The following is a 15,686-nucleotide window of genomic DNA, read 5'->3' as shown; positions in this document are numbered from 1 at the left end:
CCCCAAAACACCACAAAAAAAGCCCCCAATCTTCATTGGGGGCCTTTCGTAATGCTGTAATAAGTCTTTCGAAGATTACTCTTCGTCCAAGGCCTCAACAGCTTTTTCAAGCTTGGCTTTGGTGGTTTCAACATCCTTCACTTCAGCTTGCTCAAAGATATAGTCAACGACCTTATCCTCGAACAATGGTGCGCGAAGCTGCTGCTGCGCTTGTTGATTTTTCTGAATGAATTCAAAGAAGGCGCGCTCTTGACCAGGGTATTGACGCGCTTGGTTCATGACCGCTTGGGTAAACTCCGCATCGGTCACTTGAACCTCGTTCTTCTGACCCAATTCCGCCAAGAGCAAGCCCAACTTCACACGGCGCTCGGCCAGTTTTGTGTGCTCTTTGGTTGGTTTGATCTCACCATGGTCGTGACCCTGATGCTCAGGGTTTTCTTCATGCCAAAGCTGATGCGCGATCTGCGCGGCTTCTGCCTCGACAAGGCTTGGGGGCAGATCAAACTTAACTTGCTTGTCCAACTGATCGAGCAAAGCGCGCTTGGTGATCTGGCGCGCGGCCCCCGCATATTCGGCCTGCAAACGCTCCGACACTTGACCCTTCAGGGCCTCAAGGCTTTCTGCGCCGTATTTCTTGGCAAGCTCATCATCAATTGCCGCAGGAACGGGCTTTTTGACCTCTTTGATTGTGCAATCAAAGGTTGCTGCTTTCCCTGCCAGATGCTCTGCGCCGTATTCCTCAGGGAAGGTGACAGAAACCTGCTTTTCTTCGCCTGCTTTTACGCCGATCAACTGATCTTCGAACCCGGGGATAAAGCTATTCGAGCCCAAAACCAGTGGGTAATCTTCGGCGCTGCCGCCTTCAAACGCCTCGCCATCGACCTTGCCCACGAAATCAAAGACGACCTGATCATCTTTGGCGGCTTTACCCTTCTTGGTTTCGAAATTCTGGGCTGTCTCAGCCAGTTTCGCCAGTGTCTCGTCAATCTCTTTGTCTGATGCAGGCACAACCATGCGCTCAAGCTTCAGTTTCTTGTAATCCACGTCAGGGATTTCTGGCAGACGCTCATAGGACATCGAGACGATGACATCATCGCCTTCTTTCCAATCCTCGTTCACCATCTTGACCTCAGGCTGCATCGCAGGGCGGTCGCCAGATGTTCCAAGGTGGTTTTGCATTGCGCTATCAACAGCGTCTTGCATCGCTTCGCCCATGACACGGGGGCCGAATTGCTTTTTCAAAAGCGCCATCGGCACTTTCCCCTTGCGAAAGCCTTTCATCTCAATCTCAGGCTGCGCTTTGGCCAGTTTCTCATTGACCTTGGCTTCGAGTTCCGCACCCGTGATGGTGATCTCATAGGCGCGCTTTAGGCCTTCGTTTAGGGTTTCCGTGACGTTCATCTGCTTTCCTCGCAATCGAAAACGGTGGTCACCCAAAGGCGACCCGCAAAAAGGGAATTTGCGCCTTACTATTGACAGGCAGGGGGGCGTTCAACCCCGAAATGCGGGCCAAGCGGCGCTTGGCCCCTGCATTCACATAAATTAGGGCAAAATAACCCGTGGTTCAGCCACGCCTTTGACCTCCAGTCGTGCATGATAGAGCAATCCTTGCGGCGCATCTGGCACGTCCATCCCCTCCTGTGCGGAGGTGATGTAGAGGTCTTGAAGATCACGGCCCCCAAAGGCGGGACAACTGGAATGCCGCCCGTCAAGCGTGACCACGCGCTCAAGCCTGCCATCGGGGGCATAACGCGCAACACGGCCCCTGCCCCATTGCGCATTCCAAACATAGCCTTCAGCATCCACCACAGACCCGTCAGGGTTCAAATCTTCCCCCCGCAGGTCAAGAAACACCGAAATTGGCCCATCGGGCCATCCATCGGCATTAAGGCCGACCTGCATAATCTGCTGATCTGGGGTCGAGCAGAAATAGGCGATCTTGCCATCAGGCGAAAAGCAAATCGAATTGGGTATGGTCACGACGGCGAATAATTTACGCAATTCACCCTTATAGTAGCGATAAATCGCTCCTGCCCCCTCTTCGAACTTCTTGCCCATCGTCCCAATCCAGAACCCGCCCTGATGATCCGCGCGGCCATCATTTGATCGTGTCACGTGGTTATCCGCCTCAAGATCACACAATGGCGTGGCGGTGCCTGTGTCCAAATCAAACACAAACAGCGCGCGTTCAGAGGCGATGACGATACGGGTCTCATCAACCCATCCCGCCGCCGAAACCAAATCTGGGAACCCATATTCGCGCTGAGCGCCATCTTTCAGCGCAAAAAGGGTTTTGTTCATAATATCGAACCACAGCAATTCGCCACGCAACGGATGCCACAAAGGCCCCTCACCTAGAAAATTAGGCTGTGTCGTTATCGCGCTTGCATGCACACCCATGATCTAACCTCACTCGGCCAATTCACTGGGCAACAGACCCTCAGGCATGTTTTGATAGCAGACAGGCCGCAAAAAGCGGCGGATTGCCAAAGAACCCACGGATGTCGCCCCAAAATTTGTAGAAGCAGGATAAGGCCCGCCATGCACCATGGCATCGCAGACCTCGACCCCAGTGGGGAAACCATTGGCCAAAACGCGACCTGCTTTGCGCTCAAGGATCGGTAAGAACGCGCGGGCCTCTGCCAGATCGCCGTCATCCATATGCAACGTGCAGGTCAACTGCCCCTCAAGACTGAGGGCAATTTCGCGCATCTGTGCAAGATCACGGGCGCGCACAACCATCCCCATTGGGCCAAATACCTCGTGACCAAGCGCATCATTGGCCAACCAATCTGCACCGCTCACCTCGTAGAGATAGGGAGCTGCATCGCGGTTGTCGCACATGGTTCCCAAAACCTCACGCACTGCGTTTTGGGCGCCGATGGTTTTGACCCCATTACGATAGGCCTCGGCAATGCCTGTGGTTAGCATCACCTGCGGCGCGGTTGCAGTGAGCGCCTCACTTGCGGCCACAACAAATGCATCGGCCTCAGCCCCGTCAATTACCACGGCGATCCCTGGATTAGTGCAAAACTGCCCCACGCCCATGGTCAAGGACCCCGCCCACGCCGTGCCAATCGCCGCGCCACGCGCGGCCATCGCGGCAGGCATCAAGAACATAGGGTTCACGCTGCCCAATTCGCCAAAAAATGGAATTGGGGTTGGGCGTGCTGCGCAAAGATCAAACAAGGCGCGACCGCCTTTGAGCGATCCCGTAAAGCCAACCGCACTGATCAATGGATGTTGCACAAGCGCGCCGCCCACCTCATAGGCCCCGCCATGAATCATGCTGAACACGCCCTCAGGCATTTCGCAGGCGCGGATCGCGGCCAAGATAGCTTCAGCGATGATTTCAGCCGTTCCTGGATGCGCCTCATGCGCCTTGACCACCACGGGGCAGCCTGCCGCCAACGCGCTGGCCGTATCGCCCCCAGCCGTTGAAAAGGCGAGTGGGAAATTCGAGGCGCCAAACACGGCCACGGGGCCAACAGGGCGCTGCATCATGCGCAAATCAGGGCGCGGCAAGGGCGCGCGATCAGGCAGGGCTGCATCATGGCGCAAATCAAGATAGTCGTTTTTCAGGATATGCGCCGCAAACATCCGCAACTGGCCCGTGGTGCGACCGCGCTCCCCCTCAAGGCGCGCGGCAGGCAGGCCCGTTTCGCGCGTTCCAATATCGGTGATCATCGCGCCGCGCGATTCAATCTCATCCGCGATTTTGTTGAGAAAGGCAGCGCGCGCAGCGCGGGATGTGGCGCTATAATCCCAAAATGCAGTTTCAGCGGCCTGAACGGCCTGATCCACCAAAGCGGTGCTGCCCTTTGAAACCACGTGACCCTGACCATCCACAGGGGCCGAGGTAAACTGCCCCTCTCCGGCACGCCAGTGGCCTGCAATCAAATGCTGTCCATGCGGGTGAAATTTTGGCTCAGATCCCATAACGCGCTCCCTTATCACTTGTTGTTGGCGCTATCGTTAAAGACCTGCAAGCTATGCTGCAAGGGAGGGGCGTCAGGGTTTGCGGGGATTTGTCGCGCAAGGCTGACTTGAAATCAGATCAATCAACGCCAAAACTAGCCTTGTGACGGCGTCATTTTCAGTCATTCGTGCCAATAATGACTGACAAGGGAGTAAGTGATTTGACGCAAAAAATCGGACTGGCCGCAGCCTTGGCTTTTGCAGTTTCGGGCGGGGCAGCATGGGCAAGCGGTGATGCCGCTGCGGGTGAACGCGCGTTCAACCAATGCGTGGCGTGCCATGTTGTTAAAAACGCAGCAGGCGACACGCTTGCGGGGCGTAATGGGCGCACAGGGCCAAACCTATACGGCGTGGCAGGCGGCCCTGCAGGGGCGGCCGAAGGGTTCCGCTATTCCGCCAGCCTTGCAGCCTATGGTGAGGCAGGCAATGTTTGGGATGAAGAGGCCTTTGTGGCCTATGTCCAAGACCCAACCGCATATCTACGCGAGGCGCTTGGCGACAATGGCGCGCGCAGCGCGATGTCGTTCCGTGTGCGTGGCGAGGAAGATGCCCGCAACCTTTACGCCTATCTGCAATCCTTGGCGACCGAGTAACGCCAAACATTCTCGCGCGGCATGGTCTTTTAGCCATCCGCGCGAGATAAACTCAAAGCGTGAAAGTAACGCATGGCTTGATGGCCATCTTAGGGCGCTGCTTACTTGGTGGCGCCAATGTCAATGAACTCATCCACAAACAGCGAAAGCAGCTCAACGCGTGATTTTACCCCCGCCTTTCCCATCAGCGAATGGGTCTGTGACTTGATCGTGCCCAACTTTACACCACGCATCTTTGCGATCTCTTCATTGTTCAATCCGCGCACGATCAAAAGACCAATATCCGCCTCTGTTTTTGACAGACCCCAATCGCCAAATTTCTGGCGGATCAACGCGTCAAAATCTTCGCGCAGATGATGGAGAGAGGCCGCTTGCGCATCGCTGAGACGCTCCAAGCCACGAAGATGCATCACCATTTGAACCATCCCTAGAATGAGGGCCAAAACCGCGGTTAATTCAAAAACCAGATGCACCAGTTCGACTTGCGAGTAGGAAACACCCGCCGCCAAATGCTCACTCAAATCAGCCGCAACATCGAAAATGAAAAAGATGCTGCTGACAAGCATCAGCCCCAAAGATACGACAATGAAGCTTTTTCTACTTTGCATCAGTTCCGTCCTTATTACACGCTGATCTTTTCCGCTTAGAGTAAACCCAAGTTAGACGCCATTGAACTAAAGTTTAACGACAAAATTCAACATGGGTTCTAACTCGATACCTGTCAATTTGCCGCGAGGCACGCAATTTACAAGGTATCAAAATGATCAGACGCACAGCTTTACAACTTCTCTTGGGCGGCGCAGCAGCCTTGCCTATGACCGCCATGCTTGCAGGCCAAGCCCGCGCAAGTTCGAATGACGGCGGCGGTTCTGGCGGCAATGACAGCAGTTCGTCAGGCAGCTTCGGCGGCAATGATGATAACAGCTCATCAGGCAGCTTCGGCGGCAATGATGATAACGGCACATCGGGCAGCAGCAATGGCTCAAACGGCGGTTCATCGCCAAATAGCCCCTCTGGCCCTGATGACACGCTGAGCGGCAGTTCGTCCAATGACGATCTTCTGCGCCTTCAACAGACGCAAAATATTGACCAGTCCCTAAATGATGACGGGCTAGAACCCGTTTCGATGGATAATCTGGCCAATGTCTTGGCGGATTTCCAATGAGGGCAGCTGTTCTGATCCTCGGCGCGGCGCTTCTGTCAGCATGTGTCGCAACGACATTTAATCGCGGCGCCACGCCTAATTTATATAGTGCATTGGACAGCCAACTTGATGGCTATAGCGGGGCCCTCGCATCAGGCGCGGGACGCTTTGAGATTGTGTCCACGCGAACAGATGGGCGCCGCCTCTGCCGTGTTGTCAATGTCGAAACGGAAGGCCGCTTTCACACCGAAAGTTTCTGCAAGATCCGCGGCGGCGAGTGGAGATAATCTGCCGTGACACTAGACTGGGGCACGATAAGGACAGCGCAACTCAAAGGCGGGGATTTTTGCCTTTACTTGCGCTGCCCTGCCCCCTTCTTACAGTTAATTGAAACCTGCCTTACGGGTTGGCAGATCGTGGAGGCGACAAATCCACCGCGACTGGACATCATTGTGACCGAGAGTGATGCGGTGCTTAAGATTTCTGGTCGCACCCAGACGATCATCAGCCAAAGCTCAGACCCGATTGATGCGCTGAATTATCTTTGTTTAGACCTTGCCTATTGCTGTGCCGCGCAATCCTCAAACGCCACGCTTCTGCATTGCGCCGCATTTGGGACAAAGGGGACAACGCAAATCGCATTCGGCAAAAAGGGCGTTGGTAAATCCACCCTATCCTTTCACCACGCCTATCGCGGGGATCGCATATTCGCGGATGATCTCCTGCTCTGGGATCGCCGCAAAAATCGCTTCATTTGTCTTGGTCTGCCGCTCAGGATGCGCCGCCCCCTGCCCAAGCTCGACACTGATCTTGGGCAGCGCTTCATCGCGGGCAAATCCACCGCCTATTCGCGGCGGGATGCTTTTGACATCGCGCCTGCAGGCTTCGCCTTTTTCCCCGATGAAATTGTCGAACTGACCCCGACCCCTGCGCCGGTTCCCTTGACGCAACTCTTGACGCGGATCAAAGCCTTTTCAATCTCGAAATCGCTGACGAATTTCCACTCTGAAACCCTAGAGGGGTAAATCCAATGCGCGTTTTTCGCTTCATTCGAACTCTACACAGTTGGCTTGGGTTGCTGATTTTGCCGTGGATCATCTTGTTTGGGTTTTCGGGGTTTTATTTCAATCACCAACAAGCGGTGTTAAATATGCTGCCCTCGGGTGGATATGACGAGACCGCCCTCTCCGAAGCCATGCTTGACGCACCGCTATCAGCGGCGCAGGCGCTGGCCGTGGTGGAAGATCACTTTCCCGATCTTGTCATCACAGATGCCAAGCAAACCACCTATCATGGCTTTCGCGCTTATCAGTTTTTGGGTGACCGGGAACAGGTGATTGTCGCCGCTGATACAGCGCATTTCTACCACAAAACCCGCCTCACCCGCACAACCTTTGCGCCTGATGGCACCCGATTGCATCGCAAAATCTATTGGGGTCGATTTTTATCAACCTTTCACAATCTGGGTTGGGTCGATACACGCTTTGGCACAATTTTAGCGGATATAACTGCTTGGGCGCTGATTATTTTTGGATTTTCAGGTTTGTTTATCTGGGGCTTCCCACGGCACAAGCGCTACTTGCGCGCTTTGGGTGGCCTTTGGCCAAAGTGAGCTGCGCCAATATTGGCAAAGCACGTGACTTTCACATCCCCATGTCGAACGAAGCCCTTTCTGTGTGGCAGAGAGCCACGCAATTTGCGCGGGACGGCTATCTGTTTCCTGGCACGCGCAAGGGTGTCATCAGCGATGCGACAATGTCTCGGCTCATGGAACAGCGCGAACTCGAAGCACGCCCCGATGGCTTTCGCTCTACCCTTCGCACTTGGCTAACCGACCAAACTGATGCCTCATACGAGGTAGGCGAAACTATACTCGCTCACCAAGTCGGAAACGCGGTGAATCGGGTCTCCTACATTGTAAAGCCTTGCAGCGGCGCCTTCTACAGCTGTCCGCCTCTGTGGAGCTGTTGAAGACGCCAACGCTCAAGACATTTAGCCAACGGGTCGAGCGGCATGGCATTGAAAAGCACAGGACTGTCCAAGGGATGGTTTTTATGGACATCAAGACAGCCGCGGAGCAGGAGCAAGGTTCTTAACCGATGTCGGCAATGTAGGGTTATTCTAACCCCAGGATATTCTGCAGAAATATCTCTTAGGTTGGCAAAAAGATACATACCCAATAGTGATGCATTAAGTATCGCAGATGAAGGTCAACACCCCTCGCTCCGTGGTCGAGCAACCCTCTGCCACGGCGTATTTTTGCTATTCGGCAGAAACGGTAGAGCCAGTCGTGCTTTTACATGGCTTTTTCTGAAGCGTTGCAACTCATTGGTATTAAAGGGTATTCTGAAGCAATTGGAAAGCAGTTCTTCCTCCAGCCACCACTATGGCGAAAATGTGTAGAGACTGCTCGACCCTAACATCGCATAGACGATCAGTGCGAGTTCGATGCAATTGCAGTATCGGTTAATTGCACTCAATCAGCTTTTGCTCGCCACTCTTTGTAATTAAGGATTAAATTCGCCCCGACCTCACGGAATGGTTGCGGCGGTAATAATTTAGGTTCCGCCTCATGTTCAAAAAAAGATGAAATCTGACTTTTGACACCAGACGCCAGTTCGGCTGCTGCTATGCCCGTGAGGGTGCCTCGAGTTGTCCCAAGGCCGTTCTGCACACAACCAGAGAACAATCCATCATCAAGTTTTTGAGCGACTGAAACACCATTTTGGGTGAGGCACAAATGACCTGCCCAAGCATATTCCATCTGCATACCGCAGAGTTGAGGAAAACGTTGGTCAAATTTCTTTTGCATGACCCGCTTAGCCCGCGCCAAATGACCTGCGGTAATCTTCATGTTGGGCTTCAATGTGGCACAGGTGCGAGTAACAATACGGTTGCCGCCTTGGGAGTTGTCAATTCGTCTAACCGTCGTCCCCATTGGATCAGATGGCGTAACACCCCATCTGCCTCTGCCGCCCAATTTTACAATTTGATCTGGCGTCAACTGAGGCGTCATGACGGCATACAAAAAGACCTGCATGAGACGATTTTTTGAAAATCCAAAGCTCTCTAGATGGCCGTTCACAGTCAAAATCACCTGCGAAGTTGAGACCCGCCCCCCATGGGTTTCAACATTCCATGAAGATCCTATTTTTTCGAACAGATGCACCGCGCTGTGTTCAAATATCTTGATCCCTTGGGATGAAAGACCGCGCGCAAGACCGCGAATGTATCCCGCAGGTTGCAACATGACAGTGCCAGGGCAAAATAATCCGCCCAAATAGTGATTGGAGCCAGTGATGGCGCGCATTTGTTGTTGGTCAAGGAGTTCACTTTTTTCTCCCAAGCTCGTCAGATGCTGAGCGTAGGATTTGTTGTGTGATAATGCAGCTTCACTGGCGGCCCCGTTTATCTTGCCTACTGGGTCAAAATAATTTGGGTCGATGCCGTATTCCGCTACACTCTCTCCTCCAAATTTGATCGCAGCTCGATTTAGGTCGATGATGGCTCGATCATCTCCACTTCCTGCGTAATCATCGGAGGACAGATCATGTGGCAGATCGATCATAAAGCCAGAGTTGCGTCCAGACGATCCATCCGCAATGCCTTGAGCCTCTAGCACAATCACTTTGGCATTTGGGTTGAGTTGCAAATATCTCCGCGCTGCCGAAAGTCCCGCAAAGCCACCGCCGACAATAACCAAATCGGCCTTATACGCCCCCTCAAGTTTTGGATATGAGGGTGGATCGCCAAGAATTACATTCCAAGCGGCAGGGCCAGCAAGTTGTGGAAAAGTGTGTGCCTTGTAGACGGTCAAGCAACAGCCTCATCGGCATCATCAGAAAGATCGACCCAAATGGTTTTAGTCTGCGTGTATTGGTCATGTGCATGAATGCCGTTGTCACGACCCCCAAACCCACTTGCCTTGTAACCCCCAAAGGGTGTCGAGCTATCGCCCTCACCAAAGCTATTGACGGTCACCGTGCCTGCACGCAGTGCTTTAGCACCACGCAAAGCGCGCTTTATATCCGATGTAAAGATTGAGGCTGCCAAACCATATTCGGTGTTATTGGCTATCGCGATAGCTTCATCGTAGCTATCAACGGTCAAAACAGACAATATTGGCCCAAAAATTTCATCGCGCGCCTGAACCATGGCGGGATTGTCCAAATCGATAATGGTTGGCTCAACAAAGCCGCCTTCATACTTGCCGCCCATTAATATTTTGACGTCATCTTTCAGATAGCCACAAACTTTTTTGTAATGCGCAGTGGAAACCAAAGCCCCCACCCGATTATGAGGATCGAGCGGGTCGCCCATAGGCCATTCGCGCGCGTGTGATATGATGCGACCGAGCAATTCGTCTTTTACTCCCGACTGCACAATCAAGCGCGAAGTGGCCGAACAGTTTTGCCCCATGTTCCAAAATGCGCCGTTAACAACATGCGCTGCAACACGGTCGAGGTTTTCTACATCGTTCAATACGATTGCAGGGTTTTTACCGCCCATTTCCAACGTCACTTCTTTGAGGTTTGACGCCGCCGCATATTCAAGAAATTTTCGGCCTGTTGCTGTTGAGCCTGTAAATGAGATTGCATCAACATCCATGTGCCGCCCTAATGGCTCCCCGACATCTGGACCTGAGCCTGTAACAACATTAAGCACGCCTGCAGGCACACCAGCCTCGTAAGCAAGCTCAGCGATACGTAGCGCAGTCAGTGTTGTCTCTTCGGCAGGTTTTACAATGACAGAGCATCCTGCTGCCAAAGCGGGACCAATTTTCCACGCCAACATCAGCAGAGGAAAATTCCAAGGCAGCACAAGACCGACTACTCCGACAGGCTCACGCACAATCATCGCGATGTGGTCATCAGACATAGGTGATGTCTGATCATATATTTTATCAATCAACTCTGCGTGCCATGTCAGGCAATGGATCGTTTCTGGGACGTCAACGCCTTCACAATCATAAATAGTTTTACCACTATCGAGACTTTCCATAACAGCAAGTTCGCGGGCATTTCGCTTTATCAACTTGGCGAGCTTAATCAATACAGCCTTACGTTCGGAGGGATGCAGACGCGACCAACGCCCATCTTCGAAAGCGTCCCGTGCTTTTTGAACAGCAAAGTCGACGTCCTCTACCTTACAAGCAGAAATCTCTGCCAGCACTTCGCCAGTCGCAGGGTTGAGCGTCTGAAAAGTTGCCCCTGAGATGGCTGGCCGAAAGGAGCCGTCAATGAAGGCTTGCGTTGGTAAATCCAATCCGTTGGCGATCGCGTGATATTCTTGAGTTGTGAGCAAGTTCATGATTTTGTCTCCGCCTGAATGTCAGCAATTGTTTTACGCAGCACACGCACAACTTGCTCTAGTTCTCGCTTATCGTCCTTGTTCAAAGGCCTTAAAGGCTCACGCACATGGCTGGCTTCAATGCCGTTCATTGTAACGCCATGTTTAATGGTCTGAATGAATTTTCCACCCTGCTCCAAAACGCGCATAAGCGGCATCATGGCGTTCATGATGCGGCGACCTTTTGCAAAGTCGCCCTCCACCACGCATGCGTCATAGAGAGCCACATGCTCTTCAGGCAGGAAATTGGACCCGCCACATACCCAGAATGGCGCGCCCCACGCAAAAAATTCTAAAGCCTGATCATCCATTCCGCAGCCGAGCTGGATATGCGGATAATCGCGTGCAAGAAGGTGAACTCGATTGATGTCACCAGAGCTTTCTTTGATGCCGCAGAAATTCCGACTGCGGCAAACCCTATCCAGAAATTCCTCCCCCATCATAGTGCCAGTGCGGTGGGGGTAGTTATACAACATGATTGGTAGGTTTGCGGCCTTATCGATGGCCAGCGCATTCAAGGCATTTTCACGATCAGTTGGAACGGAGTATGGTGGACTTGCAAGCAAGATACAGTCAGCTTTCATATCGCGAGCTGCCGTTGCAAGGGCAATGCTGTCGCTTGTGAGCATTGCGCCTGTGCCAACCACTAAAGGAAGCCGTCCGTTTATTCGGTCTTTCGTAAACTGCGCAATCTCGACACGCTCAGCAACGGTTTGCGCATAGTTTTCACCAGTTGACCCGCCAGTAATCAGGCCATGAACGTTTTTTGAAATGAGATATTCAATAACGTCTGCCAAACCGTCCCAGCGAACGGAGCCATCATCATTAAGAGGGGTGACAAGGGGCGTGTAAATTCCCTTGAAAGTAAAAACAGTCATTGGCGGTCCTTTACGAGGCTTGAGGTGCAATTTGCCCCAGCGGCACATCCAATGATGCGGGCATTACGAAGGTTTCAATTTGCTTGCGAGAAAGTTCCCAATGAGCTTCAGCCAAACCTGCTGCAAGTTCGCAATCACGTGCAATAATCGCGGAAATCATCTCATCGTGTTGGTCAGCCGCTTCTGATACATTCGCCGCCATGAGGTTGTTTGTAGGCTGATAAAACGTCATCCCAATGCGCGCATGGTCTATCAGGAGACGCTGGAAAGATGGCATTAAATAAGTGTTTGCCGCCATTTCGCCCGTTACCAAGTGGAAATTGTTGTTTGCCAAGCTTCGCTCAGCGGGTGAGCCTGTCTTTAGCGCTTCGCGATACCGCGACTGAGCTAATTTTAAGCGTTCAATTTGCTGTGGCAGCGCATTCATCGCGGCCAGGCGTAAGACGGCTCCGTATATCATCGGTGCGGCCAAGAAAAAATCGCGCAGGGTTTTATGTGACAACTCAGATACTCGAACACCGCGGCCATCTCGCCAATTCAAGTAGCCTTCGCCATCAAGCTCACGAAACACTTCCCTCACGGGCGTGCGAGACAAGCTGAATTCCTCGCACAGCGCGACCTCATCCAAATCTGCACCAGGTGCATAGAGACATGTCATTACCGCCTCTTTGATATGCGCAACAAGTGCGGCCTTACGATCGCGAGCAGTCATTATGCTTCCCAATAATACAGTTGAAATACAATTTGTATTTTAATAGAATACAATCGAGCTTGATGTAAAGCGAAAGTTGCAGAATGGATCGACCTCAACACGTTTTGTTCGCATTTGTGGGCGAATTTACGCATCTCGCGTTTTCGAATGCGATTGAGCCACTGCGGCTTGCCAATCGCCTCACCGAGCGCGATCTTTACACATGGACCTTTGCATCTAGAGACGGCGCGCCAGTAGTTGCATCCAATGGCGCAAGAATGATGGTCGACACATGCTACGCCGACTTACCAAAATTCGACCTTTTGTTCCTCATCACAGGAAATGATGTTCGAGAACATATAGATCGGCAATTATTAGCCTTCCTGCGCAAAGCGCGCGTCAGCGGTGCGCAAATGGCCACTTTTTGCTCAGGGGCATTTGCTTTCGCAGCTGCGGGTTTTCTTGATGATCAAGACGCTGCGCTGCATTGGGAATTCCACGTTCCGTTCCGCGAAGCTTATCCAAAGGTGCATCTGGCCTCAGGTGTTTATGTCCGCGATGGCACAGTAATGACGGCAGCTGGGGGCCATGCATCAGCGGATCTTGTTCTGGACCTGCTGCGGCGGGAACACGGACAGGAGCTTGCAACAAGCGTGTCAGATCAAATGTTGTATAACTCAGTTCGCACTGAGGCCTCCCTACAGCGCATATCGATACAAGCAAGATATGGCGTGCGAAGCGATAAGCTCGCCCGCGCGATATCAGCCATCGAAGAGAAACCTGACGAAATCAAATCAGTGGCAGAAATATGCCAATACGCTGGCATCTCGAGCCGCCAGCTCGAACGATTATTTAAGCGGTATCTAAACACGACGCCCAAAAAGCACTTGCTTGGCGTAAGATTGGCCAAAGCGCGACAGCTGCTGCAACAGACAGAGATGTCTGTCACGGAAATCACGCTTGCTTGTGGTTTCGAAAACACAAGCCATTTTGCGCGGTTGTATCGTCGATCTTTTGGAATTGCTCCGCGTGAACAGCGGGCAATGTAAATCTCCAAATTAACTTTTGTATCATCAAGGCAGCAACGCGCACGCGCGCGGGAGCAAACACGCAGCCACGCGCGCAAAACGTTGGGCCACCATAATTTGACACAGGCTAAACTGTGATGCTTTAATCCAACAATTATTCCAACATTGGGCGAGGGAAACGCGATGCCTACCTACACGCTCCATAGGCTTACTTTAGCCGCCTTTTTTTGTTCAATGGCGTCTGCATCGCATACACAAGATTTGTCCGCGGACTTCAGAGCCGACCGAGGACTTACACAGAATGTGCAATCGCAATTAAACAACCTCGGTTTCAACGCGGGTGCAGCTGATGGATTATGGGGTCGCCGAACTGAAGGCGCAATTGACGCTTTTTTTAATCAGTACGCAAATCCGGATGAACAAAAATCTGTCCAAACATTGCTTGCCCTAATGCAGGAGGTTGAGGAAAGCTGGTTTGGTGACCCATTCTATGATCAAACTCAGATTATCACTCCACCCAATACCTTAAACACACGCAGAATATTCACGAGCGATATACGTGGCTCCAATTACGATTGCCCTGAATGCACAGGCGTCGTGTCAATGGTACTGGGGGCAGGCGATTTTGATAATGACAACATCGATGAAGTGATAGTGGGTCAACATATTATTGACCTTTCGAACAACGGTTTTGCCGTCGAGCAGAACTCTCGGCTCTTGATTTTGGACCTGTCTGATCAGCCGGGCGTAGTTACCGAGCTTGAGTTCGCAAATGGCCCCCATAACCTGGCCGGGGTACACGAAAGGGAAGCCGTGATAGCAGACTTCAACGGTGACGGAATAGACGACTTTTTTATCGCCGATCATGGTTTGGATCGAAATCCGTTTCCTGGCGCGCAAAACATGCTCGTACTATCCAGCCCTATCGGCCCAATCGATGTCACCGAGACGAATATCCCCCAAATAGATGACATGTCTCACGGGGCTGATGGGGGCGATATTGATAATGACGGAGACATAGATATCGTCGTTTCCACCCATAGGTCTTCTAATCAGTACGAACCCTATGTGCTTCTGAATAATGGGCAGGGCGTTTTTGAAAAACGCGAACTCGCTGATTACATCACTAACCCGAACCTTATACATCTATACCGAAACAGAGCATACAACCAATACTCAAGCTTACGGTTGATTGATCTAAACAATGACGATGCCCCTGAGTTACTTTTGCTTCGCTGCGACCAACAACAAAACAATGCGAACACTTTCAGTCACATCCTATGGAACGAAGGCAACGGAACTTTTAACGGCGGCACTCCAACGGATTTGCCCACCAATAGGTGGGATTACTACACCTTCACAAACGATGCTGACGGCATTGATTTAGATGGCAACGGCCTTGTAGACCTTATACTCACCCAATCCACTCGCGATGGAATGTGGCAAGGCCATTTCTTGCAAATCTTAATGCAAACAGACCCCGGTGTGTTTGTCGATCAAACTGCATCACGCATGTGGAACCAAGGATACAGAACGCCTCAGAACAACATTGCATTCGCTGATGAAACGGAGGTTATCGACTTAGATGGCGATGGAGATTTGGATTTAGTAACTCGCTCGCTCAATCCAGCTATGATGTCTTCCAATCTTGATGATGCGATTGCCCAAATCGCTATCAACATAGGAAATGGTTTTTTTCGTCCACTCGATCCTCGATGGGTTTCTGGCGGTAGAGATTACAACTTCCGCGGCCCAATAGCAGGGAATTTTGGGCCGTCAGGTGAGCCAGCGGTAATCAGCCACGATCTTCATGGCAGATACAATCAGCAACCGCATCAAACATGGGGTGCCAATTTCTACCTTCATACCCTCAGATAAATTCGGCCTAAATATGGATGTTGCAGGTCTAAACTGTTCAGACCAGCGGGAGCAACGCGCGCGCGCGCGGGAGCAAACACGCAGCCACGCGCGCGTGGGACGCGCAACAAAAAAGGTGGATAATAGGGTGGATGGCCCGCGTACATC

Annotated in this window: 14 protein-coding genes; 6 read left to right on the top strand and 8 right to left on the bottom strand. The window is 52.1% G+C overall.

Going from position 1 to position 15,686, the window contains the following annotated elements; translation table 11 throughout:
* Positions 1-75: 75 nt before the first annotated feature.
* From tig to AAC620_RS02730, 3 genes are all read right to left on the bottom strand, one after another.
* Positions 76-1,401, bottom strand: coding sequence for a trigger factor (gene tig, locus AAC620_RS02740; RefSeq protein ID WP_340242708.1), 1,326 nt, complete (start codon positions 1,399-1,401; stop codon positions 76-78).
* Between the two features lie 141 nt (positions 1,402-1,542).
* On the bottom strand, positions 1,543-2,400 hold the full coding sequence (locus AAC620_RS02735) for an SMP-30/gluconolactonase/LRE family protein (RefSeq protein ID WP_340242707.1): 858 nt from the start codon (positions 2,398-2,400) through the stop codon (positions 1,543-1,545).
* Positions 2,401-2,409: 9 nt separating this feature from the next.
* A complete protein-coding gene (locus tag AAC620_RS02730; RefSeq protein ID WP_340242706.1) occupies positions 2,410-3,939 on the bottom strand; it encodes an aldehyde dehydrogenase (NADP(+)) in 1,530 nt (509 codons plus the stop codon).
* Positions 3,940-4,115: 176 nt separating this feature from the next.
* Between AAC620_RS02730 and AAC620_RS02725 the strand changes: the two genes are divergently transcribed.
* Positions 4,116-4,571 carry a c-type cytochrome gene (locus AAC620_RS02725; RefSeq protein ID WP_340242705.1) on the top strand — a complete coding sequence of 152 codons (456 nt, stop codon included), beginning with the start codon at positions 4,116-4,118 and terminating at the stop codon, positions 4,569-4,571.
* Between the two features lie 101 nt (positions 4,572-4,672).
* On the opposite strand, the gene AAC620_RS02720 is transcribed toward AAC620_RS02725, so the two are convergent.
* Positions 4,673-5,179, bottom strand: coding sequence for a helix-turn-helix transcriptional regulator (locus tag AAC620_RS02720; RefSeq protein ID WP_340242703.1), 507 nt, complete (start codon positions 5,177-5,179; stop codon positions 4,673-4,675).
* A 152-nt stretch (positions 5,180-5,331) separates the two neighbouring features.
* Here AAC620_RS02720 and AAC620_RS02715 point away from each other — a divergent pair, with 152 nt between their 5' ends.
* The 3 genes from AAC620_RS02715 to AAC620_RS02705 all read left to right on the top strand — a co-directional run bounded on the left by AAC620_RS02715 (position 5,332) and on the right by AAC620_RS02705 (position 7,327).
* Complete coding sequence (locus AAC620_RS02715) at positions 5,332-5,736, top strand: hypothetical protein (protein WP_340242702.1); 405 nt, start codon at positions 5,332-5,334, stop codon at positions 5,734-5,736.
* 272 nt (positions 5,737-6,008) lie between these two features.
* Complete coding sequence (locus AAC620_RS02710; RefSeq protein ID WP_340242700.1) at positions 6,009-6,740, top strand: hypothetical protein; 732 nt, start codon at positions 6,009-6,011, stop codon at positions 6,738-6,740.
* Positions 6,741-6,745: 5 nt separating this feature from the next.
* Entirely contained in the window at positions 6,746-7,327 is a 582-nt protein-coding gene (locus tag AAC620_RS02705) for a hypothetical protein (RefSeq protein ID WP_340242699.1), read from the top strand.
* Positions 7,328-8,191: 864 nt separating this feature from the next.
* On the opposite strand, the gene AAC620_RS02700 is transcribed toward AAC620_RS02705, so the two are convergent.
* From AAC620_RS02700 to AAC620_RS02685, 4 genes are read right to left on the bottom strand one after another with little or no spacing between them, the layout of a single operon-like run.
* On the bottom strand, positions 8,192-9,532 hold the full coding sequence (locus AAC620_RS02700; RefSeq protein WP_340242698.1) for an NAD(P)/FAD-dependent oxidoreductase: 1,341 nt from the start codon (positions 9,530-9,532) through the stop codon (positions 8,192-8,194).
* The gene (locus tag AAC620_RS02695; protein WP_340242697.1) at positions 9,529-11,025 is read right to left on the bottom strand and encodes an aldehyde dehydrogenase; all 1,497 of its coding nucleotides are present in this window, start codon (positions 11,023-11,025) and stop codon (positions 9,529-9,531) included. The genes AAC620_RS02700 and AAC620_RS02695 overlap by 4 nt, the downstream gene beginning before the upstream one ends.
* On the bottom strand, positions 11,022-11,942 hold the full coding sequence (locus AAC620_RS02690; RefSeq protein ID WP_340242696.1) for a dihydrodipicolinate synthase family protein: 921 nt from the start codon (positions 11,940-11,942) through the stop codon (positions 11,022-11,024). Before AAC620_RS02690 ends, AAC620_RS02695 begins: the two co-directional genes overlap by 4 nt.
* A gap of 10 nt (positions 11,943-11,952) precedes the next feature.
* On the bottom strand, positions 11,953-12,654 hold the full coding sequence (locus tag AAC620_RS02685) for a GntR family transcriptional regulator (RefSeq protein ID WP_340242695.1): 702 nt from the start codon (positions 12,652-12,654) through the stop codon (positions 11,953-11,955).
* 83 nt (positions 12,655-12,737) lie between these two features.
* Here AAC620_RS02685 and AAC620_RS02680 point away from each other — a divergent pair, with 83 nt between their 5' ends.
* Complete coding sequence (locus AAC620_RS02680) at positions 12,738-13,682, top strand: GlxA family transcriptional regulator (protein ID WP_340242694.1); 945 nt, start codon at positions 12,738-12,740, stop codon at positions 13,680-13,682.
* Between the two features lie 162 nt (positions 13,683-13,844).
* A complete protein-coding gene (locus AAC620_RS02675; RefSeq protein ID WP_340242693.1) occupies positions 13,845-15,539 on the top strand; it encodes a peptidoglycan-binding domain-containing protein in 1,695 nt (564 codons plus the stop codon).
* Positions 15,540-15,686: the final 147 nt, after the last annotated feature.

The sequence above is a fragment of the Roseobacter sp. HKCCA2468 genome, assembly GCF_037805105.1.
In the GTDB taxonomy this organism is placed as follows: domain Bacteria; phylum Pseudomonadota; class Alphaproteobacteria; order Rhodobacterales; family Rhodobacteraceae; genus M30B80.
Note: the sequence above shows the minus strand (reverse complement) of the source record. Positions and strands in the feature narration are given on the sequence as shown.